The 23,677-nt window shown below is 73.5% G+C and carries 23 protein-coding genes; 8 read left to right on the top strand and 15 right to left on the bottom strand.

The genetic code is table 11. From position 1 onward, the window contains the following. Window positions 1-7 precede the first annotated feature (7 nt). The 4 genes from ACGFX4_RS18160 to hisD are packed head-to-tail and all read right to left on the bottom strand — an operon-like array spanning window position 8 to window position 3,161. The gene (locus tag ACGFX4_RS18160) at window positions 8-160 is read right to left on the bottom strand and encodes a hypothetical protein (protein WP_345696575.1); all 153 of its coding nucleotides are present in this window, start codon (window positions 158-160) and stop codon (window positions 8-10) included. Next, entirely contained in the window at window positions 157-750 is a 594-nt protein-coding gene (gene hisB / locus ACGFX4_RS18155; protein ID WP_393074985.1) for an imidazoleglycerol-phosphate dehydratase HisB, read from the bottom strand. The genes ACGFX4_RS18160 and hisB overlap by 4 nt, the downstream gene beginning before the upstream one ends. A gap of 6 nt (window positions 751-756) precedes the next feature. After that, the gene (locus tag ACGFX4_RS18150; protein ID WP_393074982.1) at window positions 757-1,857 is read right to left on the bottom strand and encodes a histidinol-phosphate transaminase; all 1,101 of its coding nucleotides are present in this window, start codon (window positions 1,855-1,857) and stop codon (window positions 757-759) included. Then, a complete protein-coding gene (hisD, locus tag ACGFX4_RS18145; protein ID WP_393074979.1) occupies window positions 1,854-3,161 on the bottom strand; it encodes a histidinol dehydrogenase in 1,308 nt (435 codons plus the stop codon). The genes ACGFX4_RS18150 and hisD overlap by 4 nt, the downstream gene beginning before the upstream one ends. Before the next feature lie 98 nt (window positions 3,162-3,259). Here hisD and ACGFX4_RS18140 point away from each other — a divergent pair, with 98 nt between their 5' ends. The 3 genes from ACGFX4_RS18140 (at window position 3,260) to ybaK (ending at window position 6,137) form a co-directional block, all read left to right on the top strand. Continuing rightward, complete coding sequence (locus tag ACGFX4_RS18140) at window positions 3,260-4,837, top strand: oxidoreductase (protein WP_393074976.1); 1,578 nt, start codon at window positions 3,260-3,262, stop codon at window positions 4,835-4,837. A gap of 65 nt (window positions 4,838-4,902) precedes the next feature. After that, window positions 4,903-5,631, top strand: a complete 729-nt coding sequence (locus ACGFX4_RS18135; protein WP_393074973.1) for an LON peptidase substrate-binding domain-containing protein — start codon at window positions 4,903-4,905, stop codon at window positions 5,629-5,631. A gap of 11 nt (window positions 5,632-5,642) precedes the next feature. Further along, window positions 5,643-6,137: a Cys-tRNA(Pro) deacylase gene (gene ybaK, locus ACGFX4_RS18130; RefSeq protein WP_393074970.1), complete on the top strand. Its 495-nt coding sequence runs from the start codon at window positions 5,643-5,645 to the stop codon at window positions 6,135-6,137. Between the two features lie 9 nt (window positions 6,138-6,146). On the opposite strand, the gene ACGFX4_RS18125 is transcribed toward ybaK, so the two are convergent. The 4 genes from ACGFX4_RS18125 to ACGFX4_RS18110 form a co-directional block, all read right to left on the bottom strand. Continuing rightward, window positions 6,147-6,947 (bottom strand): hypothetical protein, encoded by an 801-nt coding sequence (locus ACGFX4_RS18125; protein ID WP_393074967.1) that lies wholly within the window; start codon window positions 6,945-6,947, stop codon window positions 6,147-6,149. A 62-nt stretch (window positions 6,948-7,009) separates the two neighbouring features. After that, on the bottom strand, window positions 7,010-7,807 hold the full coding sequence (locus ACGFX4_RS18120; RefSeq protein WP_393074964.1) for an ABC transporter permease: 798 nt from the start codon (window positions 7,805-7,807) through the stop codon (window positions 7,010-7,012). Then, window positions 7,804-8,781 (bottom strand): ABC transporter ATP-binding protein, encoded by a 978-nt coding sequence (locus tag ACGFX4_RS18115; RefSeq protein ID WP_393074961.1) that lies wholly within the window; start codon window positions 8,779-8,781, stop codon window positions 7,804-7,806. The genes ACGFX4_RS18120 and ACGFX4_RS18115 overlap by 4 nt, the downstream gene beginning before the upstream one ends. An 80-nt stretch (window positions 8,782-8,861) precedes the next feature. After that, on the bottom strand, window positions 8,862-10,088 hold the full coding sequence (locus tag ACGFX4_RS18110) for an NYN domain-containing protein (RefSeq protein WP_393074958.1): 1,227 nt from the start codon (window positions 10,086-10,088) through the stop codon (window positions 8,862-8,864). Between the two features lie 164 nt (window positions 10,089-10,252). On the opposite strand from ACGFX4_RS18110, the gene ACGFX4_RS18105 reads away from it, so the two are divergent. Further along, complete coding sequence (locus ACGFX4_RS18105) at window positions 10,253-11,053, top strand: hypothetical protein (protein ID WP_393074955.1); 801 nt, start codon at window positions 10,253-10,255, stop codon at window positions 11,051-11,053. Window positions 11,054-11,094: 41 nt separating this feature from the next. Here ACGFX4_RS18105 and ACGFX4_RS18100 read toward each other — a convergent pair whose 3' ends face one another. Together ACGFX4_RS18100 and ACGFX4_RS18095 are read right to left on the bottom strand one after the other, a co-directional pair. Beyond that, complete coding sequence (locus ACGFX4_RS18100) at window positions 11,095-12,123, bottom strand: aspartate-semialdehyde dehydrogenase (protein ID WP_393074952.1); 1,029 nt, start codon at window positions 12,121-12,123, stop codon at window positions 11,095-11,097. Window positions 12,124-12,267: 144 nt separating this feature from the next. Beyond that, window positions 12,268-13,131: a dihydrodipicolinate synthase family protein gene (locus ACGFX4_RS18095; protein ID WP_393074949.1), complete on the bottom strand. Its 864-nt coding sequence runs from the start codon at window positions 13,129-13,131 to the stop codon at window positions 12,268-12,270. A 72-nt stretch (window positions 13,132-13,203) separates the two neighbouring features. On the opposite strand from ACGFX4_RS18095, the gene ACGFX4_RS18090 reads away from it, so the two are divergent. Then, entirely contained in the window at window positions 13,204-14,091 is an 888-nt protein-coding gene (locus ACGFX4_RS18090; RefSeq protein WP_393074946.1) for a LysR substrate-binding domain-containing protein, read from the top strand. 7 nt (window positions 14,092-14,098) lie between these two features. Here ACGFX4_RS18090 and ACGFX4_RS18085 read toward each other — a convergent pair whose 3' ends face one another. Next, window positions 14,099-14,779: a hypothetical protein gene (locus tag ACGFX4_RS18085; RefSeq protein WP_393074943.1), complete on the bottom strand. Its 681-nt coding sequence runs from the start codon at window positions 14,777-14,779 to the stop codon at window positions 14,099-14,101. Window positions 14,780-14,897: 118 nt separating this feature from the next. On the opposite strand from ACGFX4_RS18085, the gene ACGFX4_RS18080 reads away from it, so the two are divergent. Then, window positions 14,898-15,341, top strand: a complete 444-nt coding sequence (locus tag ACGFX4_RS18080) for a type II toxin-antitoxin system PemK/MazF family toxin (protein ID WP_393075300.1) — start codon at window positions 14,898-14,900, stop codon at window positions 15,339-15,341. Here ACGFX4_RS18080 and ACGFX4_RS18075 read toward each other — a convergent pair. The 3 genes from ACGFX4_RS18075 to ACGFX4_RS18065 all read right to left on the bottom strand — a co-directional run bounded on the left by ACGFX4_RS18075 (window position 15,326) and on the right by ACGFX4_RS18065 (window position 18,737). Further along, the gene (locus tag ACGFX4_RS18075) at window positions 15,326-15,928 is read right to left on the bottom strand and encodes a hypothetical protein (protein WP_393074940.1); all 603 of its coding nucleotides are present in this window, start codon (window positions 15,926-15,928) and stop codon (window positions 15,326-15,328) included. The genes ACGFX4_RS18080 and ACGFX4_RS18075 overlap by 16 nt on opposite strands. A gap of 87 nt (window positions 15,929-16,015) precedes the next feature. Continuing rightward, a complete protein-coding gene (locus ACGFX4_RS18070; protein ID WP_393074937.1) occupies window positions 16,016-18,163 on the bottom strand; it encodes an RICIN domain-containing protein in 2,148 nt (715 codons plus the stop codon). A 97-nt stretch (window positions 18,164-18,260) separates the two neighbouring features. Beyond that, on the bottom strand, window positions 18,261-18,737 hold the full coding sequence (locus tag ACGFX4_RS18065; protein WP_393074934.1) for a MarR family winged helix-turn-helix transcriptional regulator: 477 nt from the start codon (window positions 18,735-18,737) through the stop codon (window positions 18,261-18,263). Between the two features lie 88 nt (window positions 18,738-18,825). Between ACGFX4_RS18065 and ACGFX4_RS18060 the strand changes: the two genes are divergently transcribed. Next, window positions 18,826-19,260, top strand: a complete 435-nt coding sequence (locus ACGFX4_RS18060) for an SgcJ/EcaC family oxidoreductase (RefSeq protein WP_393074931.1) — start codon at window positions 18,826-18,828, stop codon at window positions 19,258-19,260. Here ACGFX4_RS18060 and dnaE read toward each other — a convergent pair whose 3' ends face one another. Further along, window positions 19,261-22,794, bottom strand: a complete 3,534-nt coding sequence (gene dnaE / locus ACGFX4_RS18055) for a DNA polymerase III subunit alpha (RefSeq protein ID WP_393074928.1) — start codon at window positions 22,792-22,794, stop codon at window positions 19,261-19,263. It lies immediately after the preceding gene. A gap of 190 nt (window positions 22,795-22,984) precedes the next feature. Here dnaE and ACGFX4_RS18050 point away from each other — a divergent pair, with 190 nt between their 5' ends. Further along, window positions 22,985-23,617 carry a hypothetical protein gene (locus tag ACGFX4_RS18050; RefSeq protein WP_393074925.1) on the top strand — a complete coding sequence of 211 codons (633 nt, stop codon included), beginning with the start codon at window positions 22,985-22,987 and terminating at the stop codon, window positions 23,615-23,617. Window positions 23,618-23,677: the final 60 nt, after the last annotated feature.

Genomic DNA, 23,677 nt, shown 5'->3' with positions numbered 1-23,677 from the left:
TCGGTCTCTAGAGCCGCATGACGCCAGCGGCGAGGCACATGACCGCGCCGATGGCGAGCACGCCGATGACACCCTTGGGCAGCTTCTGCTTCCAGAACGAGTAGCAGCCGCCGGCCAGGAACAGCCCCACGGTGATCAGGGCGATCGCGGTCTTGCTCACAGTGCACCCTTGGTCGAGGGGAGGATGCCGGCCGCGCGCGGGTCGCGCTCGGAGGCGTAGCGCAGCGCCCGGGCGAGCGCCTTGAACTGGCACTCGACGATGTGGTGGGCGTTGCGGCCGTACGGCACGTGGACGTGCAGGGCGATCTGCGCCTGGGCGACGAACGACTCCAGGATGTGCCGGGTCATGGTGGTGTCGTACGCGCCGATCATGGGGGCCATGTTCTCGGGCTCGGTGTGCACCAGGTACGGGCGGCCGGAGAGGTCGACGGTCACCTGGGCGAGCGACTCGTCCAGCGGGACGGTGCAGTTGCCGAAGCGGTAGATGCCCACCTTGTCGCCGAGCGCCTGCTTGAAGGCGGCGCCGAGCGCGAGGGCGGTGTCCTCGATGGTGTGGTGGGTGTCGATGTGCAGGTCGCCGTCGGTCTTGACGGTGAGGTCGAACAGGCCGTGGCGGCCGAGCTGGTCGAGCATGTGGTCGTAGAAGCCGACGCCCGTGGAGATGTCGGTCTTGCCGGTGCCGTCGAGGTCGATCTCGACCAGGACCGCGGTCTCCTTGGTGGTGCGCTCAACGCGTCCGATACGGGACATACGGGGTTACAGCTCCTTGATCACGAAACGGACGGCGTCCAGGAAGGCGTCGTTCTCGGCGGGGGTGCCGGCGGTGACCCGCAGCCACCCGGGCACGCCGTTGTCGCGGACCAGGACGCCGCGGTCGAGGATCGCCTGCCAGACGGCGTGGGTGTCGGCGAAGCGGCCGAACTGGATGAAGTTGGCGTCGGAGTCGGTGACCGCGAGGCCGAGGCCGCGCAGCGCGTCGACCAGCCGGTCGCGCTCGTCCTTGAGCTGCGCGACGTACCCGAGCAGGGTGTCGGTGTGCTCCAGGCAGGCCAGCGCGGTGGCCTGGGTGACCGCCGAGAGGTGGTACGGCAGGCGGACCAGCTGCACCGCGTCGACCACGGCCGGGTCGGCGGCCAGGTAGCCGAGCCGCAGGCCGGCCGCGCCGAAGGCCTTGGACATGGTGCGGGTGACCACCAGGTGGGGGCGGCCCTCCAGCAGCGGCAGCAGCGAGGCGCGGTGCGAGAACTCGACGTACGCCTCGTCGACGATCACGATGCTCGGCCCGGCGGCCTGGGCGGCCTCGTAGAGGGCGAGCACGGTCTCGGCGGCGACGGCGGTGCCGGTCGGGTTGTTCGGCGAGCAGACGAAGACCACGTTCGGCCGGTGCTCGGCGATCGCCGTGACCGCCGCGTCGAGGTCGACGGTGAAGTCCTCGTTGCGCGGGCCGGAGATCCAGCCGGTGCCGGTGCCGCGGGCGATCAGCGCGTGCATCGAGTACGAGGGCTCGAAGCCGATCGCGGTGCGGCCGGGGCCGCCGAAGGTCTGCAGCAGCTGCTGGAGGACCTCGTTGGAGCCGTTGGCGGCCCACACCTGCCCGCGGGTGACCGGGAAGCCGGTGGTGCGGGTCAGGTAGGCGGCGAGGCCGGTGCGCAGCTCGACCGCGTCGCGGTCCGGGTACCGGTTGAGGTTGCGGGCGGCCTCGGCGACCCGCTCGGCGATCCGGGCGACCAGCGGCTCGGGCAGCTGGTACGGGTTCTCGTTGGTGTTCAGCTGGACGGGGACGTCCAGCTGCGGCGCCCCGTAGGGGGACTGGCCGCGCAGCTCGTCCCGGATGGGGAGGTCGTCGATCTTCGTCACGCGTCCGGAACCGTCCAGTCGAATCGGGCCTTGATGGCGTCGCCGTGACCGGGCAGGTCCTCGGCGGTGGACAGGTTGACCACGTGCGCGGCGATCCCGGCCAGCGCCTCGCGGTCGTACTCGACGACCTGGACGCCGCGCAGGAACGCCTGCACCGACAGCCCGGAGGAGTGGCAGGCGCAGCCGCCGGTGGGCAGCACGTGGTTGGAGCCGGCCGCGTAGTCGCCGAGCGACACGGGGCTGAAGCGGCCCAGGAAGATCGCGCCGGCGTTGCGGACCTTCGCGGCGACCGCGCGCGGGTCGCGGGTCTGGATCTCCAGGTGTTCGGCGGCGTAGGCGTTGGCCACCGCGAGGCCCTGCTCCAGGTCGTCGACCAGGATGATCCCGGACTGCGGGCCGCCCAGCGCCTCGGCCACCCGCTCGCTGTGCTTGGTCCGGGCGACCTGGGTCTTCAGCTCGGCCTCGACCGCCTCGGCCAGCGCGGCGGAGTCGGTGACCAGCACCGAGCCGGAGGTCGGGCCGTGCTCGGCCTGGCTGATCAGGTCGGCGGCCACCTCGGCGGCGTCCGCGGTGTCGTCGGCGAGGACCATGATCTCGGTCGGGCCGGCCTCGGAGTCGATGCCGATCTTCCCGGCGAACAGCCGCTTCGCGGCGGTCACGTAGATGTTGCCCGGGCCGGTGACCAGGTTGACCGGCTCGCACTCCTCGGTGCCGAGCGCGAACATCGCGACCGCCTGGGCGCCGCCGACGGCGTACACCTCGGTCACGCCGAGCAGCTTGCACGCCGCCAGGATCGCCGGGTGCACCCGGCCGCCGAAGGCCTTCTGCGGCGGGGAGGACACCGCGATCCCCTGGACGCCCGCCTCCTGCGCGGGGACCACGTTCATCACCACGGAGGACGGGTAGACCGCCAGGCCGCCGGGCACGTACAGGCCGACCCGGTCGACCGGGATCCAGCGCTGGCTGACCGTGCCGCCGGGCACCACCTGGGTGGTGTGCCCCTCGCGGCGCTGGTCGGCGTGGACGATGCGGGCGCGGCGGATCGACTCCTCCAGTGCGGCGCGCACCTTCGGGTCCAGCGTCTCCAGGGCCTCGTCCAGCTGCTCGGCCGGGACCCGGGTGGAGGTAAGCCGCACGCCGTCGAAGCGCTCGGTGATCTCGATCAGCGCCGCGACGCCGCGATGGCGTACGTCCTCCGCGATCGGCCGCACCTTGTCCAGGGCGGCTTCCACGTCGAACTCGGCACGGGGCAGCACGGTGCGCAGGTCGGTGGAGGAGCCGCGCAGATCGATTCGAGAGATCACAGGGCCAAGTGTAAGGAGTGGTCGAAACAGACTTCCGTGCATTTCAGTCCGTGATACGAAGGCTGAGACAGCCGAAGATCATCACGGGGGAGGAAGCGGTGGAGCAGCCGCCGAGCGACTGGACGCCTGCCGAGCAGGGGCTCTGGGAGGCGTTCCGCAGCGGAGTGCCGTACGACCTGCGGGCGGACGACGCCGCGACGGACGACCCGTTCGGCGGCCACGAGTGGGGCGCGGAGCGGACGGTGCGCGCCGAGGTCCTCGCCCACCTGCTGCTGGCAGGCCCCGAACCGCACCCCGGGCGGGTCGCCTCGCTGCAGCTCACCGGCGCCCGGATCACCGGCCCGCTGCGGCTGGCCGGCGGCGCCATCGGCCACTACGTGGAGCTGCACGCCTGCCGCTTCGAGCGCAAGGTCCTGATGTCCGAGGCCGGCGCCGGCACCCTGCGCCTGGTCGACTGCGCCCTGCCCCGTCTGGAGGCCTCCCGGCTGGTCACCGAGGGCGACCTGCACCTGGCCCGCTGCCGGATACCCGGCGGCGTCCGCCTCACCGACGCCCGGCTCGGCACCGACCTGCTGCTCAACCAGTCGGTCGTCGGCCCCGACAAGTACGGCCGGGCGCTCTCCGCCGACGGCCTCACCGTCAGCCAGGACTTCGAGGCCGACCGGATCGAACTCACCGGCGAGCTCAGCCTGCGCTCCGCCCGGATCGGCGGCCGGCTCTCGCTGCGCGGCGCCCAGCTGCGCTCCGTCCCGAACAACCCCAACGCGATCAACGCCGCCCGGATCTCCGTCGGCCACACCCTCTACCTCTCCAGCTCGGACGACGGCGGCTGGGCCGGCTCCACCGAGGTGTACGGCTCCGGGTACGGCGAGCCCTATTCCGAGGGCCGCCCGTGCACCCCGTTCCGGGCCTGGGGCAAGGTCCGGCTCTCCGACGGGCGCTTCGACAACGCCTGCCTGATCGCCGACGCCGAGTTCCACCTCGGCGCCGGCCAGGAGCTCTCGCTCAGCCGGATCCAGACCCCCGAACTGCGCTTCGCCTGCCCCACCCCGCCCACCGGCGCCGTCTCGCTCAGCCGCGCCCGGGTCGGCAACCTCGTCGACTCCCCCACCAGCTGGCCGCGCCACCACCGGATCGGCCTCACCGGCTTCACCTACGAGTCGCTGCGGCCCACCGTGCCCTTCCCGGTCGAGCGGCGGATCGCCTGGCTCGACGGCTCCTCCCCCGAGTACCGGCCCGAGGCGTACGAGCAGCTGGCCGCCGCACTGCGCCGCGACGGCGCCGACGAGGACGCCCGCACCGTCCTGTACGCCAAGCAGCGCCGCCGCCGGCGCTCCCTGCCGCTGCCCGGCCGGCTCTGGGGCCGGCTCCAGGACATCGCCATCGGCTACGGCTACCGGCCCGGCCGGGCCGCCCTCTGGCTGGTCCTCGCCTGGGCCGCCGGCACCTGGTACTTCACCGGGCACCCGCCCGCCCCGCTCAAGGCCGACGAGGCCCCCACCTGGGTCCCCGCGCTGTACGCGCTCAGCAAGGTGCTGCCGCTGGTCGACCTCGGCCAGGGCGGCTGGAACCCCGGCACCGCCGGCCAACTGGTCGCCGCCGCCCTCGTCCTCACCGGCTGGGTACTCGCCACCACCACCGTCGCCGGGGTCACCCGGCTCCTCCAGCGGAACTGACCGGCACGCAACCAGGTGGTAAACCCGGCGACAGGAGCACGCCCGCGGCAACTACGCTTGCCGCCGTGACAGAACGGCTCCCGCTCTTCCCGCTCAACACGGTCCTCTTCCCGGGCCTGGTGCTGCCCCTGCACGTCTTCGAGGAGCGGTACCGGCACCTGGTGGCCGACCTGCTGAAGCAACCGGAGGACGAGCCGCGGCGCTTCGGCATCGTCACGATCAGGGACGGCCGCGAGGTCGCCCCCGTCCGCGACGACGAACACCCCGCCGGCCCGCTCGACGGGCTCGGCACCACCACCGGCGACCCGATGGAGGCACTCCACCAGGTCGGGTGCGTCGCCGACGTCACCTCCGTCCGGGAGCAGGCCGAGGGCCGCTACGAGCTGATCGTCACCGGCACCACCCGGATCCGGCTGCGCTCCGTCGACACCAGCGGCCCCTACCTGGTCGGGAACGTCTCCGTCCTGCCCGAGGAGTCCGGCACCGGCGCCGGCGCCCTCGCCTCCGGCGTCGACCGCGCCTTCCGGGCCTACCAGAAGCGCCTGGCCGGCGCGAAGGAGGCCAGCCTCAGCGGCGAACGCGAACTCCCCGACGACCCGCAGGTGCTCTCCTACCTGGTCGCCGCCGCGACCGTGCTGCCCACCCCGGTCAAGCAGGAGCTCCTCGCCTGCCCCGACACCGCCACCCGCCTCACCCGCGAACTGGAGCTCCTGCGCAAGGAGACCGCCCTGCTGGCCTGGCTGCCCTCGCTCCCGGCCATCGACCTGACCCGCCAGGCCTTCAGCCCGAACTAGAGGGGGTCCTCGTGCCCAGGAAATCTGCTGCGAAGAAGGGCGGGACGCCCGCGACGGTGGCGCTGGAGGCGGCCGGGGTGGCGTTCACCGTCCACGCGTACGACCACGACCCGGGGGCGGCGTCGTACGGGGGCGAGGCCGCCGAGGTGCTGGGGATCCCGGCACAGCGGGTGTTCAAGACGCTGGTCGCCGACGTCGACGGGGCGCTGACCGTCGGCGTGGTGCCGGTCTCCGGCCAGCTCGACCTGAAGGCGCTGGCCGCCGCCGTCGGCGGGAAGCGGGCCGCGATGGCGGACCCGGCGGCCGCCGAGCGGAGCAGCGGCTACGTCCTCGGCGGCATCTCCCCGCTCGGCCAGCGCCGCGCGCTGCCCACCGTGGTGGACGCGAGCGCGCTCGACCACCCGACGGTCTTCGTCTCGGCGGGCCGCCGCGGCCTGGAGGTGGAGCTGGCCCCGGCGGAGCTGGTGCGGCTCACCGGGGCGCGGACGGCCGCGATCGGCCGCTGACCCCACCGATCAGTTAGGCGGTGCCGACCACGGGTCCTTCGGCGGCGCGGGCGGGGCCGGGGGCGCGTCCGTCGGGGGCACGGGAGGGGCGGGAGGGGTCTCTCCCGGCCGAGCGGGTGCCGGCGCCGCGCCGGGGGCCTCCGGGGCCGCCGGCGGACCGGCGAACGGCGGGCCGTACGGCGGCGGCGACCACTGCGGGCCGGCCCAGTACGGCGGCGGGTCCTCCTCGCGCTTGCCGAACGCCGCGGTGAGCGCGAAGACCACGATCATCGCGCTCATCGGCCACACCAGCAGCGCGCCGTGCGCGCCGAGCTCCAGCGCCCCGCTGATCCGGTGCCCGTTGCCGACCTGCAGGGCGTGCGCCCGGATGTCGCTGGTCGGGCCGAGCTTCATGCCCAGCTGCCAGCCGACCACCGAGCCGCCGATGCCGCCCAGCGCGAGGCCGACCACCATGCCGATGCCGCCGCCGCGGGTCCGGGTGAACAGGAACGCCGCGAGCGCGGAGAGCACGCCGCAGGCGAGGCCGAGCAGGGCGAAGACGCCGTCGGCGCCGATCCGCTGCTCGCCCTCCGGGTCCACGTACAGGATCCGGTCGTTCTTGACGTCGAACATCACCCGGGGCGCCAGCCACAGCCAGCACAGGCCGAGCGCCAGCCCGAGGATCAGGCCGGCGACCGTCAGCAGGGCGCCCGTCCGCAGCTCGGGGCCCACCTCGCGCGGCTTGCGCTCGGGCTGGGGCAGGTACGGCGGCGGCACGGCGAGGGGATCCTGGCCCGCCGGGGAACCCGTAGGTGTGTTCGGAACGGTCACCGGCCCATCGTTTCACGACACCCCGGCCGGGCGCCGATCAACCCGTCCCCCCGGGCGGCGGGTCAGCGCACCGCGCGGCGGTACGCCCAGGTGGCGAGGGCCAGCGAGGCCAGGCCGACCGCCGCGCAGACCCCCAGGTCGCCGCCGACCGCCGCCCAGTCGGGCCGGTCGGCGAACGTCCGGGCGAAGGCCTCCACCCCGTACGTCGAGGGCAGCAGGTCGCGCAGCCACTGCACCGCGCCCGGCATCCGCCCGGCCGGCAGCACGCCCAGCAGCAGCGCCGCCGACATGCCGAGCTGCCCGAGCAGGGTGGCGATCTCCTGCCGCGGGGCGAGCAGGCCGCACGCCGCGCCCAGCCCGGACAGCGCCGCACCCGCCAGCGGGACGACCGCGAGCAGTACCCACAGGTGGGTCAGCGGCAGCGCGAACATCCAGCAGCCGGCGACCGCGGTGACCAGCGCCCCCGGCACGGTGAACGAGGCGTACGCGGCGGCGGCGCCCAGCACCACGGCGGCCGGCGGCACCGGCAGGGTCGCGTAGTGGTCGAGCCCGCCGGTGGCCCGCAGCCGCCCGAAGTACTGCGCGAGCAGGTTCAGCGCCACGAACGCCACCACCAGCACGCTGGAACCCGCCACCACGGCGTGCGCGGACGGGTTGTCGCCCGGGTCGACCACGCCGCGCATCATCACCAGGATGCCCAGCGACTGGAAGGTCGCCACGAACAGCAGCGGGATCCGCGACACCCGGGCCCGGGCCAGCTGCGCCCGGTACACCGCGTCCAGGGCGGGCAGCAGGCGGGCCCGCGCGGCGAGCGGCGCGGCGGTGGTGTCGGGGGCCGCGGGGGCGTCGAGCAGCGTCATCGGGCGAGGCCTCCGGACCGGCCGCCGAGCTTGAGGTACGCGTCCTCCAGGCTCGGGGTGGCGAGGGTGAAGTCGTCGAGGGCGGCGAGGGCCGGACCGGAGGTGACGGCGGCGACCAGTTCGCGGGCCTGCTCGGGGGTGGTTCGGACGGTCCAGCGGCGGCCGGTGCGCTCCGCCCGCCCGGCGAGCTCGGCGACCGCCGGCAGCTCCAGCGGCGGCTCGTCGCGCCACACCAGGTCGAGCCGGACGTCGCCGCCGACCAGCGCCTTCAGACCACCGGGGGTGTCGCAGGCGATCACCCGGCCGCGGTCGACGACCGCGACCCGGTCCAGCACCGTCTCCGCCTCGATCACGTTGTGGGTCACCAGCAGGACCGTCGTCCCGCGCTCCGCCCGGCGGCGGTCCACCGCCGACCACACGGCGCGGCGCGCCACCGGGTCCATACCGGTGGTCGGCTCGTCCAGCACCAGCAGCGGACGCTCGCCCACCAGCACCGCGGCGAAGCACGCCAGGCGGCGCTGGCCGCCCGACAGCTTGGCGAGCGGCCGGGTCGCGATCGGCTCCAGGCCCAGCTCCGCGATCACCTCGGCCGCCTCCGCCCGCGCCCGGGCCCGGGTCAGCCCGCGCAGCCGTCCCGTCGTCTCGGCGGCCAGCGCCACCGTCAGCTCGTCCAGCGCGGTCGACTCCTGGCCCAGGTACGCGAGCAGCCGGGCGGCGCGGTCGGGATGGCGGACGATGTCGTGGCCGAGCAGCTCGATGCTGCCCTCGTCGGGACGCAACAGGCCGGTCAGCTGCCGGACCAGCGTGGACTTCCCGGCCCCGTTCGGGCCGAGCAGACCGAAGATCTCGCCGCGCCGCACGTCCAGGTCGATGCCGTCATTGGCCCGGACGCCGGCCGCACCGCGATAGGTCTTGACCACGCCACGAACCGTGCAGCACGTCCCGCCGCCGCCGTCCCGAGGTGCCTCACTCACGTCGGAAGACTCTACGCGCCCCCCACCCAGAACCGGACAAGGACCCCCGTTCCGGCCCCGCGTTCCGGCCCCGCGGGCGGTCAGCCGGCGGGTGGGGTGGGGGCGCGGGTGGCGAGTTCCTTCCAGAAGCCCTCGCGGATGGCGTAGCGGTCGTGCTCGTCGATCTGGTCGTCCTTGTGGGCGAGCAGCCCGAAGCGGGCCGCGTAGCGGAGCAGCTCGCCGTCGAGCCGGTGCGGGATCCGCGGGTAGTCGGTCCAGAGCGGGCCGAGCCGGTCGGTCGTCCCGATCCGTTCGATCCAGCGCCGGGCGAAGACCTGTCCGACCTCCTGCGGGTCGCCGCCGATCGAGGTGATGTCCTCCTCCCGGTCGGTCCAGCGCTGGGCGTCGGTGGTGAGGTCGGCGAGGGTGGGGAGGGCGACGGCGCCGGGGCCCGGCGGGCCGTCGGCGCGGGGCGGCCGTTCGACCCAGCCGCGGTCGGAGGACCAGCGGAGCACCGGCCCGCCGAGCGGGGCGCTCGCGGCGGCGACCGGCGCGGCCCGGTCGGCCAGGTCCTTGGGGGTGGGGATGACCCGCAGCGCCGCGGGGCGCACCGCGGCCGCGACGGAGGCTGCGGTGGCGGCCGCGGCGGCGACCGCGGGGACGGCCGGTTCGACGGGCCGCCGGGCGGGTGCGGGGACGGTCGCGGGGCCGACGGGCGGCGCGGCGAGGATCTCGGCGATCTCCGGGTCGGGCGCGGCGGCGGGGAAGACGCTGGGTGCTTCGCGGGGGCGGACCCAGCGCTCGATCCACGCGCGGTCGAGGACGCGCCGTTCGTCGGCTTCGCCGACCAGGTCCTCGGACTGGTTGAAGTCGCCGTCGGCGGCCTGCAGGGCCCACAGGTGCACGGCGACGCCGTGTTCCTTGGCGGACACGACGCCGGGCAGCAGGTCGCCGTCGCCGGTGACCAGCACCACGTCCGCGCAGGCGTGGTTGCGGGCGAGTTCGGAGAGTTCGGCGTGCATCGCGGCGTCGACGCCCTTCTGCACCCACCGCCCCTCGGCCCGGGTGAGGGCGCCGAGCCGGACGGTGACCCGGGGCAGGACCCGCAGCCGCCGGTGCTCGGGGGCGGGCCGCCGGTCGATGGCGGCGTCGAACCAGTAGATCCGCAGCAGGGGGAGGCCGGTCTCGGCCTCGGCGCGTTCCCGCAGGGCGTTGATCAGGACCTGCTGGTCGACGGAGATCCGGGAGCGCGAGGACTCCCCGGCGAGCAGGCTGGCGGCCGCGCCCAGCAGGTATCCCGCGTCGACCAGTACCACGCAGCGGTCCATCCGGCACCACCTCTCCTGCACCCGCCGGCGGGGTCGTGGGGGCTCACCCGGTGGTCCGGCGGTCGTGTTGCGCCTTCCCTTACCCCTCGGAACGGCGGCTACCCCTCCCGTCCGGCAACGGCCGGATTCGGACCGGGCGGCGGTGGCGGCAATACTGGGTCACCGTGCGGAAGAGTGCGGTGGTCCTGTGCGGGGTGGCGGCGGTGGGTGCGGTCGCCCTGCTGCTGGTGCCCGCGACGGTGCCGGAGACGTCGAGCGGGGACACCGCGGTGACGGCGGTGCGGATCAACGGGGGCCGTTCGCTGGAGCTGGGACCGGGCGAGTCGCTGACCTTCCCGGTGGAGGTGGTGGCGACCGACAACAGCGGGATCCGGACGGTCGACCCGATCGGCCTGTGGGGTCCGGGCTACGGCGCGCTGAAGGTCGCGCCGCTGGTGTGCACGCCGCTCGACCCGGCGGGCACGGCGGCGAGCTGCCGGGGGACGGCGACCGTCACGGCGCCGTCGCGGCAGCTGTACGACGACCAGGCGGGCACCTGGTTCGTGGACCTGCGGGTGCGGGCGAAGGACGGCGACCGGTACGTGGCGAAGGCGGCGGCGGGTTTCTCGTTGAAGCGCGCGGCCCGGCTGGTCGACGCGACCGCGCCGGAGCGGGCGGCGCTCGGCGAGCGGGTGACGGTGGCGGCGCGGCTGCAGCAGGCGGACTGGGACCGCAACGGTTTCCGGCCGCGGTACGGCAGTGTGGCGCTGCTGCAGTTCCGGCCGTCGGGGTCCTCGGTGTGGACCACGGTGGCGTCGGCGGGTGCCGACCCGGACGGGCTGCTGCGGGCCGAGGTGCCGGCGACCGGGACCGGCGAGTTCCAGTGGTGGGCGCCGGGCGACCAGTGGACGGGCGGGGCGCTGTCGCCGCCGCAGCCGATCACGGTCGCCCCGGTGCCGGTGCACGACGACGGCCCCGCTGCCTGAGCAGCGGGGCCGGTCGGCTCGGCACGGGGGCCGGGCGGGTGTCAGTCGCGCAGCTCGGCGGCGACCAGCTCGGCGAGCTGGACGGCGTTGAGCGCGGCGCCCTTGCGCAGGTTGTCGTTGGACAGGAACAGCGACAGGCCGTGGTCGACGGTCTCGTCGGCGCGGATCCGGCCGACGTAGCTCGGGTCGCGGCCGGCGGCCTGCAGCGGGGTGGGGATCTCGGACAGCTCGACGCCGGGCGCGCCGGTGAGCAGCTCGGTGGCGCGCTCGGGGCTGATCGGGCGGGCGAAGCGGGCGTTGATCTGCAGCGAGTGGCCGGAGAAGACCGGGACGCGCACGCAGGTGCCGGCGACCTTCAGCTCGGGGATGTCGAGGATCTTGCGGCTCTCGTGGCGGAGCTTCTGCTCCTCGTCGGTCTCGTTGGAGCCGTCGTCGACGAGCGAGCCGGCCAGCGGGACGACGTTGAACGCGATCGGCCGCCGGTACACGTTCGGCGCGGGGAACTCGACCGCGGAGCCGTCGTGGGCCAGCGCGGTGGCGCCGTCCACCACCTTGCTCGCCTGGTCGTGCAGCTCGGCGACGCCGGCCAGACCGGAGCCGGAGACCGCCTGGTAGGTGGAGACGACCAGGGCGACCAGCTCGGCCTCCTCGTGCAGCGGGCGCAGCACGGGCATGGCGGCCATGGTGGTGCAGTTCGGGTTGGCGATGATGCCCTTGGGGCGCTCGGCCACGGCCTGCGGGTTGACCTCGGCGACGACCAGCGGGACCTCGGGGTCGCGGCGCCAGGCCGAGGAGTTGTCGATCACCACGGCGCCGGCCGCGGCGACCTTCGGCGCGAGGGCCTTGGAGGTGGATCCGCCGGCCGAGAAGATCACGATGTCGAGGCCCGTGTAGTCGGCGGTGGCCGCGTCCTCCACGGTGATCTCGGTGTCCTTCCACGGCAGCGACCGGCCCGCCGAGCGCGCCGACGCGAACAGCCGCAGCTGCTCGACCGGGAAGTTACGCTCCGCCAGGATCTCGCGGACGACGCCGCCGACCTGGCCGGTGGCCCCTACGATGCCGATCCTCATCCGACTTCCTCCTCCTGGAATGTGCACAGTCATCATGCCTTGTCAGGCCGGTTCGCGGGGCCGCCGTCCCACAGGGTGAACGGTGGCCGTCCGGCGCTGGAAGGCCTGCGGCGCGGGTCGTTCGCAGCCGCAAAACTTCCGGTGCTACCGGAGCGCCGCGAGCGCCCGCTGCACCGCGCCGGGCGAGGCGGGCAGCAGCGGCAGCCGGACGTCCGGGGTGGGGATCCGGCCCTGGGCGTGCAGCACGCCCTTGATCACGGTTGGGTTGGGCTCGGTGAACAGCGCCCGGGAGAGCGTGGACAGCCGGTGGCCGAGGGCGCGGGCGCGGTCCGCGTCGCCCTTGCGCCAGGCCTCGGCGAGCTCGACGAAGTCGCCGGTGGCCAGGTGCGCCGAGGCGAGCACGCCGCCCGCGGCGCCCATCGCCAGCATCGGCGACAGGTACGGGTCGTCGCCGACCAGCACCCCGGCCGGGCCCGCGGCGAGCAGCGCGACGGTCTCCTCGTCGATCCCGCCGGCCGCGTACTTCGTTCCGGCGACGCCGGGCAGTGCCAGCAGCTCCAGCAGGGTGGCGGCGTCCAGCGGCTGCCCGGTGCGGTAGGGGACGTGGTAGATCATCAGCGGCACCGGGCTCCGCGCGGCGAGCTCGGCGAAGTGCGCGAGCGTCCCGGCCGGGCCGGGCCGCAGGAAGGCGGGGACGGCGACCAGTGCCGCGTCCGCGACGCCGTCGAGCTCGGCCAGCGCGCGGCCGGCCGCTCCGGTCGGGCCGCTGCCCGCGCCGACCGTCAGCAGCGCGCCGTGCGCGTCGCACGCCCGGCGGCAGACGGCGACCACGGCGGCCTTCTCCTCGGGTTCGAGGACGGCAGGCTCGCCGGTGGTGCCGAGCGCGACCAGGCCCGCCGCGCCGGCGGCCAGCGCGTCGTGGGCGAGCCGCTCCAGCGCGTCGAGGGCAACGCTGCCGTCGGCGGCGAAGGGGGTGACCAGGGGGACGTGAATGCCCTGAAGTTCCATGCCGTCGAGCCTGCCGGGCGGTGACCGTGCAGGTCCAGTTCACATTTCCGATGGTTCTCGTAAGCTGAGCCGATGCTCGACGTCCGCCGCCTGCGGCTGCTCCGCGAACTCGCCCACCACGGCACCATCGCCGCGGTGGCCGAGGCACTCGCCTTCAGCCCGTCCGCCGTCTCCCAGCAGCTGTCGGTGCTGGAGCGGGAGGCGGGCGTGCCCCTGCTGGAGCGCACCGGCCGCCGGGTCGCGCTCACCCCGGCCGGGCACAACCTGGTCCGGCACACCGAGGCGGTGCTGGAGCGCCTGGAGCGCGCGGGCGCCGAACTCGCGCACGCCCGGCAGGGGTTGGCCGGGCCGCTGCGGATCGGCGCCTACCCGTCCGCGACCCGCGCGCTGGTGCCCGCCGCGCTCGCCGAACTCGCCTCCCGGCACCCCGCGCTGGAGGCGATGGTCAGCGAGGTCGACCCGGCGGGTGTCGCGGCCGCGCTGCGCGCCGGGGAGCTGGACGTCGCCCTGGTGCACGAGTACGACCTGGTGCCGACCGAGACCGAGCCCGGGATCGCCGTCACCGGGCCGGTGTTCACCGAGCCGATGTACCTGGCGGCCCCCGCCGCGGGGAGCGTCGCCGAGCACCGCGACTCGCCGTGGATCATGGCCGGGCCGGGCACCCTCTGCCACGCGATGACGCTGCGGGCCTGCCAGGCCGCCGGGTTCAGCCCGCGGATCCGGCACCAGGTGGACGACTTCGCCACCGTGCTCGCCCTGGTCGCGGTCGGCCAGGGCGTCGCCCTCGTCCCCCATCTCGGCACGGTCGGCCAGCGCCCGGCCGGCGTCGCGCTGACCCGGCTGCCGATGTACCGCCGCACCCGCACCGCCTTCCGCGCGGGCGCCGCCGCGCACCCGGCGGTGGCCGCCTTCGCGGCCGCGCTGCACGCCGTGGTCCCACGTGAACTCCGGGGCGCCTGAAGGTGGTTCAGTTCAGCAGTGGGCTGGGGTTGCGCGGCGTGCGGTCGGCGCCGCGCAGGCACGGGAAGACCCGCTCGTGCACGTCCCCGACCCGGTCCACCACCTGGATCCGGACGTAGAGTTCGACGATCACGCGCATCGCTTCCTCGGTGAACCACCCGACGAAAGCAGCACCCTGGGCCGGCAGAGGACGGCCCACGCCCATCAGCGACAGCCAGTAGTCCTCGTTGCAGACCAGCTCGCGTTCGATCAACCGGTGGTCCACCTCGGCCCGGCCCGTCCAGGACAAGGTGTCGACGGGCCCGTCCGGCTCGGCCGGGACGAGCAGAAGCCCGTAGGAGACGTCGGTGACAACCGCCACGTCCTGGGCCGCGTTGGTGACCTGAAAGCTCCACGCCAGCCGGTTGTCCGGTGCGAGGTCCGGCACCGCGCGCCCGATCGCGCCGATCGCCGGGCGGACCGTTCGCGCGTACTGGGCGCGCGCCAGCGTGGCCGCGCCGGTGGCCACCAGCAGGTCGGTGGCGCTCTGCAGGTCGAGGAGCTTCAGCTGCCACAGCCACAACGTCGGCGAGGAGATGTTCTCCACGACCACCGCATGCACCAGCAGCAGCCCCGAGAGCACGACCAGGCCGAGCAGGGTGCGGGACAGCAGAGCGCTTCGACGGACGACACGTTGCGTGAAGTTCACGATCCCCCCGAACCGTAGGCGTACCACCGACCATAGGGGCGTCCCGCGGGACCGAACAGGGGGCCGGGAACGACTTGACCGGCCCGGCGCGGTTCGGGAGGCTTCCGGCATGGCCGAGATGATCGATCAGGACGAGTACCAGCCGGGCCGGTTCGGCCCCGAGGCGACGGTGGAGGTCGAGCCGACCCGGGTGGGGGCGGTGCGCACCGAGTACGCGCCGGCCCACGACGGCGACCCGGACCCGGGCGAGATCGTCTGGACCTGGGTGCCGTACGAGGAGAACGACGGGCGCGGCAAGGACCGCCCGGTGCTCGTGGTGGCCCGCGAGCAGGGCGGTTCGCTGCTCACCGTGATGCTGTCCAGCAAGGGCCACGACCACGACCGGGACTGGGTGCCGATCGGGTCGGGCCCCTGGGACCGCACCGGGCGCGACTCCTGGGTCGCGCTGGACCGCGTGATGCGGGTGTGGGACGGCGGCATGCGGCGCGAGGCGTGCGCCCTGGACCGGGCGCGCTTCAACCTGGTGGTCGACAGCCTGAAGCGCCGCTACCGCTGGAGCTGAGCCCGCCGGCGCAGCAGCAGGGCGACGGCCACGGCCGGCACCGCGCAGAGCGCGACGCCGATGCCGAGGGCCCACGCGCCGGGGCCGCCGCGCTTCGCGGGGGCGGCGGCGGGCCCGGTGCTCGCCACCGCCGAGCCCGATACCGTCCGGTCCGGTGCCGGGGCGGACCCGCTCGCCGGGCCGGCGGTGGCGCTCTGCGCGGCCGACGGGGCGGTGCCGGGGACGGCGGTGACGGTGAGGTCCGCCTCGCCGCGGCCCAGGGCCGGGAAGCCGGACTCCACCGTCACCTTCCAGCTGCCCGGCGGCAGCGCCAGCGCGGTGGTGTAGTCGCCCTTGGCGGCGTCGACGGCGACCAGCGGCCAGGGGCCGACGGTCCGGCCGTCGGTGGCGGTCGCGCTGAGCGTGGCCGCCACCTTCTCCTCGACCGGGTCGCCGTCGTTGTCCCAGGTGGCCACGGCCTTGGTGTGGCCGTCGACCAGCGCGGTGACGGTGAAGTGGATGGTGTCGCCGTGGGCGCCGGCGGGGGTGGCCAGCGCCGGGACGGCGAGTGCGGACAGGACGAGTGCGGCGGCGAGTCGGGTTCGCATCGCGGCGGTCTCCTCAAAGGGGCGGGGGCGCGGGGGGGCCTGGCTCGTGGCCGCCCCCGCGCCGGTCCTGGTGCGACCGGGGTCGGGTCAGGACGCCGGCTGGACGGTCCAGTTCTGGCCGGCACCCGCGGTGCCGGGCTGCTGCAGCTCCAGCAGCCAACCGCCGTAGTACCAGCGGCTGCTGCTGCCGAGCACCAGCGAGGAGCCCTTGGCGGTGAGGCGGTAGCCGGCGCCGTCCGAGGCGAGCTTCCACTGCTGGCTGTCGGCGGTGCCGCAGGTCTGCTGCATCACGTACTGGCCGCGCACCGGCGCGCCGCCGAGTTGCAGGCACTTGCCGGAGCGGACCGACTTGATCCGCAGGTAGCCGTCGCCGGCGTCCTCGAACTGCCACTGCTGGTTGGCGTACCCGGTGCGCTGGTAGCCGATCAGCACGGCGCCGTCACGGGTGGAGCCGCCCCACATGTCGGCGGCCTGGCCGGTCAGCGTGTTGGTCAGCAGGTACGGGGTGCCGGGCTTGGTCGGGCCGGCCGAGGCCGGGGTGCGGAAGGTCGCGGTGCGGCCCGGCTTGGAGGCCTTGCCGTCGGCGCCGTGCACCACGATCGCCAGCTTGTACTGGGCGTCCGGCTGCAGCCCGACGATCCGCACCACGGTGGCGCGGACGGTGGCCAGCGAGCGGCCGTTGAAGATCAGCTCGTAGCCGGTCGCGCCCGCGGTCTGCTTCCAGCTGACCACCGCCGAGTTGGGGGTGAGCTGGCCGACCGTCACGTCCGGGCCGGTGGTCGGCGTGGAGCCGGTCGCGGTCGGGCTCGGGGTGGGCGTGGGGGTGGGCGTCGGGGTCGGCGTCGGGGTGGGGGTGGGCGTCGGGGTCGGCGTGGAGCCGGTCCGGGTCGGGGTCGGGGTGGGGGTCGGCGTGGGCGTCGGGGTCGGGGTCGGCGTGGGGTTCGGGTTGCTGCCGTTGCCGTTGATCAGGAACTGGTTGTCCGCGACGTTCCAGTGCGTGGCCAGGTAACTGCCGGCCTTCGGCGCGGTGTTGTAGTAGTCGTCGTGGTTGCAGTCCAGCCGGTCGTCGTGCGCCCGGTCGGGGCAGTGGGTCTGCATCTGCGGGTAGTACGGGCTGTCCGAGTAGCACATGATGTCCCACTCGTCGACGCAGTGGCCGCCCTTGCTGGTGTTCGGCGCGCTGTTGTTGACCGCGCCGAGGTTGTGGCCCAGCTCGTGCGCGGCGGTCGAGCCGCTCCAGCAGCCGGAGTCGGTACGGCCGTACGAGGGGCCGAAGTTGCTCAGGTTGTTCTGGGTCGGACGCTCGTCGCCGGCGAAGGTGCCGATGCCGCAGTAGACCTGCGCGTCGGCGAAGACCATGTACTTGCGGTCCTTGCGCTTGTAACCCTGCGAGGCGAGCGCGTCGTTCATCGCGCCGAACTCCTGCAGCGCGGACGCCGACACCTCGACCTTCAGCACCGAGACGGTGCAGTCGGGCTGGGTGACGAAGCGGACGTGCCGGACGCCGCCGGTCTCCTGCGCGGAGGCGTTGTAGATGACGTCGGTGTCCGCGGCCCACTTCTGGAAGGACGGCAGGTACTGCGCGAAGCGGTCCTGGTTCGGCCCGTGGACGTAGAGCACCTGGACGCGGTTGCCGGTGCTGCCGTCGCCGTCGCAGACCACCGCGCTGCCGGCGGCGGCCGCCGCACCGGGGGCCTGGGCGGCGCCGGCCGCGGCCGGGCTCGCGGCGGCGAGGGCGGTGCCGCTCTGCGCGTCGACCACCACCGGGACGTCCTTGACCAGGTCGGCGGCGGCCGGGTCGGTCGAACCGCCCTGCAGCACCGGCGCCTTGTCACCGGCGGCCACGGCGGGCTCGGTGTTCTTGCGGATGTCCACGCCCTTGGGCGGCGCGTCCGGCCCGTGCGTGCACAGGCCCGCCTCGGACACCTTGTAGACGCCGACGCAGCGGTCGCCGCTCGCCGCCGCGGTCAGTCCGGTGTACACCAGGCCCTTGGACGGATCGTTGTCCGGTATCCGGGTGATCGGCGCCGGGGCCTGCTTGTGCTCCGGACCGGCCGCCGGGGTGGGCACCACGTCCTGCGCCGCCGCCGTCGTGGTCCGCGGCAGCAGACCGTCCGTCACCGCACCGAATCCGACGGCCGCGACCGCCACTCCGGCCACCAGACCGGTGACCGTCACCAGCAGCTTCCGGCTGCTCCGGCGTCGGTGCGACGACGCCGCCTTCCTGCGTGCCATGTGTGTCTCCTCGTCGGCCATGAGGGGATGGGCGACCGACACCTGGGAGATCCCAGGAGACACAGGAGATAACAACTTTTCGCGCGGAAGTTCGGAACTAGTTCTGCGGTGCGATCCCCCGGGTCTCCGCGGCGGCCTCCCGCAGCGCGGGCGCGGCCTGGGTGAAGTACCGGAACAGCACCCGCAGTTCGTCCTCGGAGAAGCCCGCGAACACCTCGCCGAGCCGGCGCCGGGCCGGCCCGAAGGCGCGCTCGTCCTCCTCGGCGGGGACGGGCATCGACTCCACCAGCACCCGCCGCCGGTCGGCGGGGTCGGGCACCCGCCGGACCCGGCCGGCCCGCTCCAGCCGGTCGACCAGCCGGGTGGTGGCGCTCTGCGAGAGCCCGATCCGCCCGGCCAGCACGCTCGCCGCCAGCGGCCCGGACAGCGCCAGCACGTTCAGCGCGTACACGTCGGTCGGGTTCTGCCCGAGCACCTCGGCCGCCGCCTGCCCGTGCAGCACCACCGCGCCCAGGTACTCCCGGTACGCCACTGCGCCCTCGCCGACCAGTGCCTCCCGCTCCCGCTCGGACATGCCGCCGCCTTCCCCTTGCCGAGTACTTGCATCCATGCAACTATTGCATCGATGCAAGCAATTCTAGCCGAGCACCGGAGGATCAGCCATGAGCGCCACCGCCGTCCGCGCGTTCTTCGAGACCCACCGCGCCGCCTGGGGCGACACCGAGGCGTACGCCGCCTGCTTCACCGAGGACGCCGACTACGTGACCTTCTTCGGCGGCCACCTGGTCGGCCGCGCGGGCATCGCCGACGGCCACCGGGGCCTGTTCGAGGGCGTGCTGAAGGGATCCCGGCTGTACGCCGAGATCACCGGCCTGGCGATGCTGGGCCCGGACACCGCCCTGGTCCACTCCCGGGGCGCGGTCCTGAAGGGCCGTCGGGACAGGCCCGCCGGGCGGGCGCTGTCCGTGCAGACCTACGTGCTGGTGCGCGGCGCGGACGGCGGCTGGCTGATCCGGTCGTTCCAGAACACCCGCCACCGCCCGCGCACCGAGGCGCTGTCCGGCCGGCTCGCCGCCCTCGCCCCGAAGCGGGCCTGATCAGCCCGCCAGGCAGCTCGGGCCGAGGAGTTGCTTGAGGTCGCCGAACAGGGCCGGGTCCGACTTCACCCGGTGCCGGTCCAGGCGCAGCACCGTGGTCCTGGTGCGCCCGCGCAGGTGGACGTGGACCTCGGTGGTGCCCTTGTGGTGGGCCAGCACCTCGCCGAGCCGGGCGACCAGCGGCGGGGTCAGCTTGTTGTCGGGCACGGTGATCACGATCGGCAGCTGCGCGCCGACGTTGGAGAGGTCCGGGACGGACAGCTCCATGCCCATCAGGCGCGGCACGTCCTCCCGCTTGTCGAGCTTGCCGCGGACGAACACCACGGCGTCCTCGACCAGTTGCGAGGAGACCAGCTGGTAGCTGGCGGGGAAGAACATGCAGTCGATGGAGCCGGCCAGGTCCTCGACGGTGGCGATCGCCCAGGCGTTGCCCTGCTTGGTCATCTTGCGCTGCAGGCCCGAGATGATGCCGCCGATGGTGACGATGGCGCCGTCGGGGCGCTCGGCAAGGTCGGCGACCGCGCAGTCGGCCTTGTCGGCGAGGACGTGCTCGATGCCGTGCAGCGGGTGCGAGGAGACGTACAGGCCGAGCATCTCGCGCTCCTGGGTGAGCAGGAAGGCCTTGTCCCACTCCTCCTCGGAGAAGACCACGTCCAGGCCGAAGCTCGGCTCGTCGCTGGTGGCGTCGCCGCCGAACAGGTCGAACTGGCCCTCGGCCTCCTTGCGCTTGACCCCGACCACGTTGTCGATCATCGGCTCGAACTGCGCGGTCAGGCCCTTGCGGGTGTGCCCGAGCGAGTCGAACGCGCCCGCCTTGATCAGGGATTCGACGGTGCGCTTGTTGCACACCACCGACTCGACCTTCTCCAGGAAGTCCGGGAAGGAGGCGAACTTCCCCTTGGCCTTGCGGGTGCGGATCATCGACTCGACCACCGGCCCGCCGACGTTGCGGATGGCGGTGAGGCCGAAGCGGACGGTGTCGTTGCCGTGCGGGGTGAAGTCGGCGTCGGACTCGTTGACGTCCGGCGGCAGGACGTTGATGCCCATCTTGCGGGCCTCGTTGAGGTAGACCGCGGACTTGTCCTTGTCGTCCTTGACCGAGGTGAGCAGGCCGGACATGTACTCGGCCGGGTAGTTGGCCTTGAGGTACGCCGTCCAGTAGGAGACCAGTCCGTAGCCGGCGGTGTGGGCCTTGTTGAAGGCGTAGCCGGAGAAGGGGACCAGGACGTCCCAGACCGCCTGGACCGCGGCGTCGGAGTAGCCGTGCTCGCGGCAGCCCTTCTGGAAGGGGACGAACTCCGCCTCCAGGATCTCCTTCTTCTTCTTGCCCATCGCGCGGCGCAGCAGGTCGGCCTGGCCGAGCGAGTAGCCGGCCAGGATCTGCGCCGCCTTCTGCACCTGCTCCTGGTAGACGATCAGGCCGTAGGTGGGCTCCAGGATCTCCTTGAGCGGCTCCTCCAGCTCCGGGTGGATCGGGATGATCTCCTGCTGGCCGTTCTTGCGCAGCGCGTAGTTGGTGTGCGAGTTGACGCCCATCGGGCCCGGTCGGTACAGCGCGAGGACGGCGGAGATGTCCTCGAAGTTGTCGGGCTTCATCAGGCGCAGCAGCGAGCGCATCGGGCCGCCGTCGAGCTGGAAGACGCCGAGCGTGTCACCGCGGGCGAGGAGCTCGTAGGTGGGCTTGTCGTCCAGGGGCAGATCAAGCAGGTTGATCTTGATGCCCTTGTTCTTCTCGATCGCCTTGACGGCGTCGTCCATGATCGTCAGGTTGCGCAGGCCGAGGAAGTCCATCTTGAGGAGGCCGAGGCCCTCACAGGTGGGGTAGTCGAACTGCGTGATGGTGACGCCGTCGGTGTGCCGGGTCCAGACCGGGATGTGGTCGGTCAGCGGCTCGGCGGACATGATGACGCCGGCCGCGTGCACGCCGGGCTGGCGGATCAGGCCCTCGATGCCGCGCGCGGTGTCGATGACCTTCTTGACGTCCGGGTCGGTCTCGTACAGGCCGCGGATCTCGCCCGCCTCGCTGTAGCGCGGGTGCGAGGAGTCGGTGATGCCGGAGAGCGGGATGCCCTTGCCCATGACGTCCGGCGGCATCGCCTTGGTGATCCGGTCGCCCATCGCGTACGGGTAGCCGAGGACCCGGGAGGAGTCCTTGATGGCGGCCTTCGCCTTGATGGTGCCGTACGTGACGATCATGGCGACCTTGTCGGAGCCCCACTTCTCCGTCACGTAGCGGATCACGTCGCCGCGCCGGCGCTCGTCGAAGTCGATGTCGACGTCGGGCATGGAGATGCGCTCGGGGTTGAGGAAGCGCTCGAAGATCAGGCCGTGCGGGATCGGGTCGAGGTCGGTGATGCCCATGGCGTACGCGACCAGCGAGCCGGCCGCCGAGCCACGGCCGGGGCCGACCGCGATGCCCTGCTCCTTGGCCCACATGATGAAGTCGGCGACCACGAGGAAGTACGCCGGGAACCCCATCTGGATGATGGTGTCCATCTCGTACTCGGCGAGCTTCTTGTGCTCCTCGTCGTAGCCGCCCGGGAAGCGCCAGTCCATGCCCTTCCACACCTGGGCCTTGAAGAAGTCCGCCTCGGACTCGTAGCCCTCCGGGATGGGGAAGCGCGGCATCAGGTTCTTGAACGTGAACATGCCCTCGGTGTCGACGCGCGAGGCGACCAGCAGCTGGCTGTTCCGGCAGCCCTCCTGCCAGGCGTCGGAGGAGTCCAGGCCGTACATCTCGGCGGCCGACTTGATGTAGTAGCCGGTGCCGTCGAAGCGGAAGCGGTCCGGGTCGGAGAGGTTCTTGCCGGTCTGCACGCAGAGCAGCAGGTCGTGGGCGCCGGCGTCGGCCTCGGTGGTGTAGTGCGAGTCGTTGGTGACCACCGGCGGGATGTTCAGCTTCTTGCTGATCTCCAGCAGGCCGTCGCGGACCCGCTTCTCGATGTCGAGGCCGTGGTCCATCAGCTCGAGGAAGTAGTTCTCGGCGCCGAAGATGTCCCGGTAGTCGGCGGCGGACTTCAGCGCCTCGTCGAAGTGGCCCAGCCGCAGCCGGGTCTGCACCTCGCCGGACGGGCAGCCGGTGGTCGCCATCAGGCCGGCCGCGTGCTCGGCGATGATCTCCTTGTCCATCCGGGGCCACTTCACCAGCCAGCCCTCGGCGTAGGAGCGCGAGGTCAGCTTGAAGAGGTTGTGCAGGCCCTCCCGGTTCCGGGCCCAGATGGTCTTGTGGGTGTAGGCGCCGGACGCCGAGACGTCGTCCTTCTTCTGGTGCGGCTGGCCCCACAGGATGCGCTTGGTGTTGGACCGCTTCTCCGGCGCCACGTACGCCTCGATGCCGATCACCGGGGTGATGCCGGCCGCGGTCGCCTGCTTGTGGAACTCCGCCGCGCCGTACATGTTGCCGTGGTCGGTCATCGCGACATGGGTCTGCCCGAGCCGTTCGACCTCCTTGAACAGCTGCTTCAGCCGGGCGGCGCCGTCCAGCATCGAGTACTCGGTGTGGACGTGCAGGTGCGCGTACGGCTGGTCGCTCAAGGCGGGGCCTCCGGGGTCCTGGGTGAGGGCTGAAACACGTAAGGCCCGAGCCACCACCAGGGCTCGGACCACGGCTTCCGGGTTCGCGGCACCGAGTCTAGTCCCCCACCGGCCGCTCCTGACGCGGGACTCGCCCCGCGTCCCGGGCTCGCGCTACCCTCGGCGCGACCACCGACACGGAGGGGGATCCATGGTGTACGGACAGGTACCACCGCCCGGCCCGCGGCAGCCCGGCAAGGGCGGGGCGGTCGCCGTCGGCGTGCTGCTGCTCGCCCAGCTGCTGCTGGAGCTGATCGTGCTGGCGTACGACGTGACCCAGGCCGGACCGGCCTACCTGCTGGATGCCCTGGGCTTCAGCTACGAGCACTACGTGGTCGCGCCGGCCAGCTTCTTCGGCCAGGACACCGCGCTGTGCGTCGCCCTGGTGGTGCTGGCCGTCGGCGCCTTCCGCGGCAGCGCCTGGGCCAAGCCCGCCGCCACCGTCCTGCTCGCGGTCAACGCCTACGCCTCGTCGAGCGCGCTGGTCAGCCTGCTCACCGGGGGCGGCGCCCCCGCGGCCACCGAGACCCCGGGGCAGCTGGCGCTGATCGCCGTCCCGCTGCTCACCCTGCTGCTGGCCGTCGCGGTCGGCGTGGTCACCGGCGTCACCCGGGCGGTGGGCCCGGCGCAGCCCGGGTACTTCCCGCCCCCGTACGCCGGCTACGTCCCCTACCCGCAGCCGGCCGCCTTCCCCCACCAGCACCAGCACCAGCAGCCGCAGCAGCACCCGCTGCCGCCGCCCCCAGTCCTGCCGCAGCCGCCGAGCACCCCGCCGACCGTGTGACGGGCCGGAACCACCGCGGGGGTTCCTTCGTCGGTCAGGTGTACCTCCCCGCACCGCCCC

Origin of the sequence: Kitasatospora sp. NPDC048365, from assembly GCF_043200835.1 — a bacterium.
Classification (GTDB): Bacteria; Actinomycetota; Actinomycetes; order Streptomycetales; family Streptomycetaceae; genus Kitasatospora; species Kitasatospora terrestris.
Note: the sequence above shows the minus strand (reverse complement) of the source record. Positions and strands in the feature narration are given on the sequence as shown.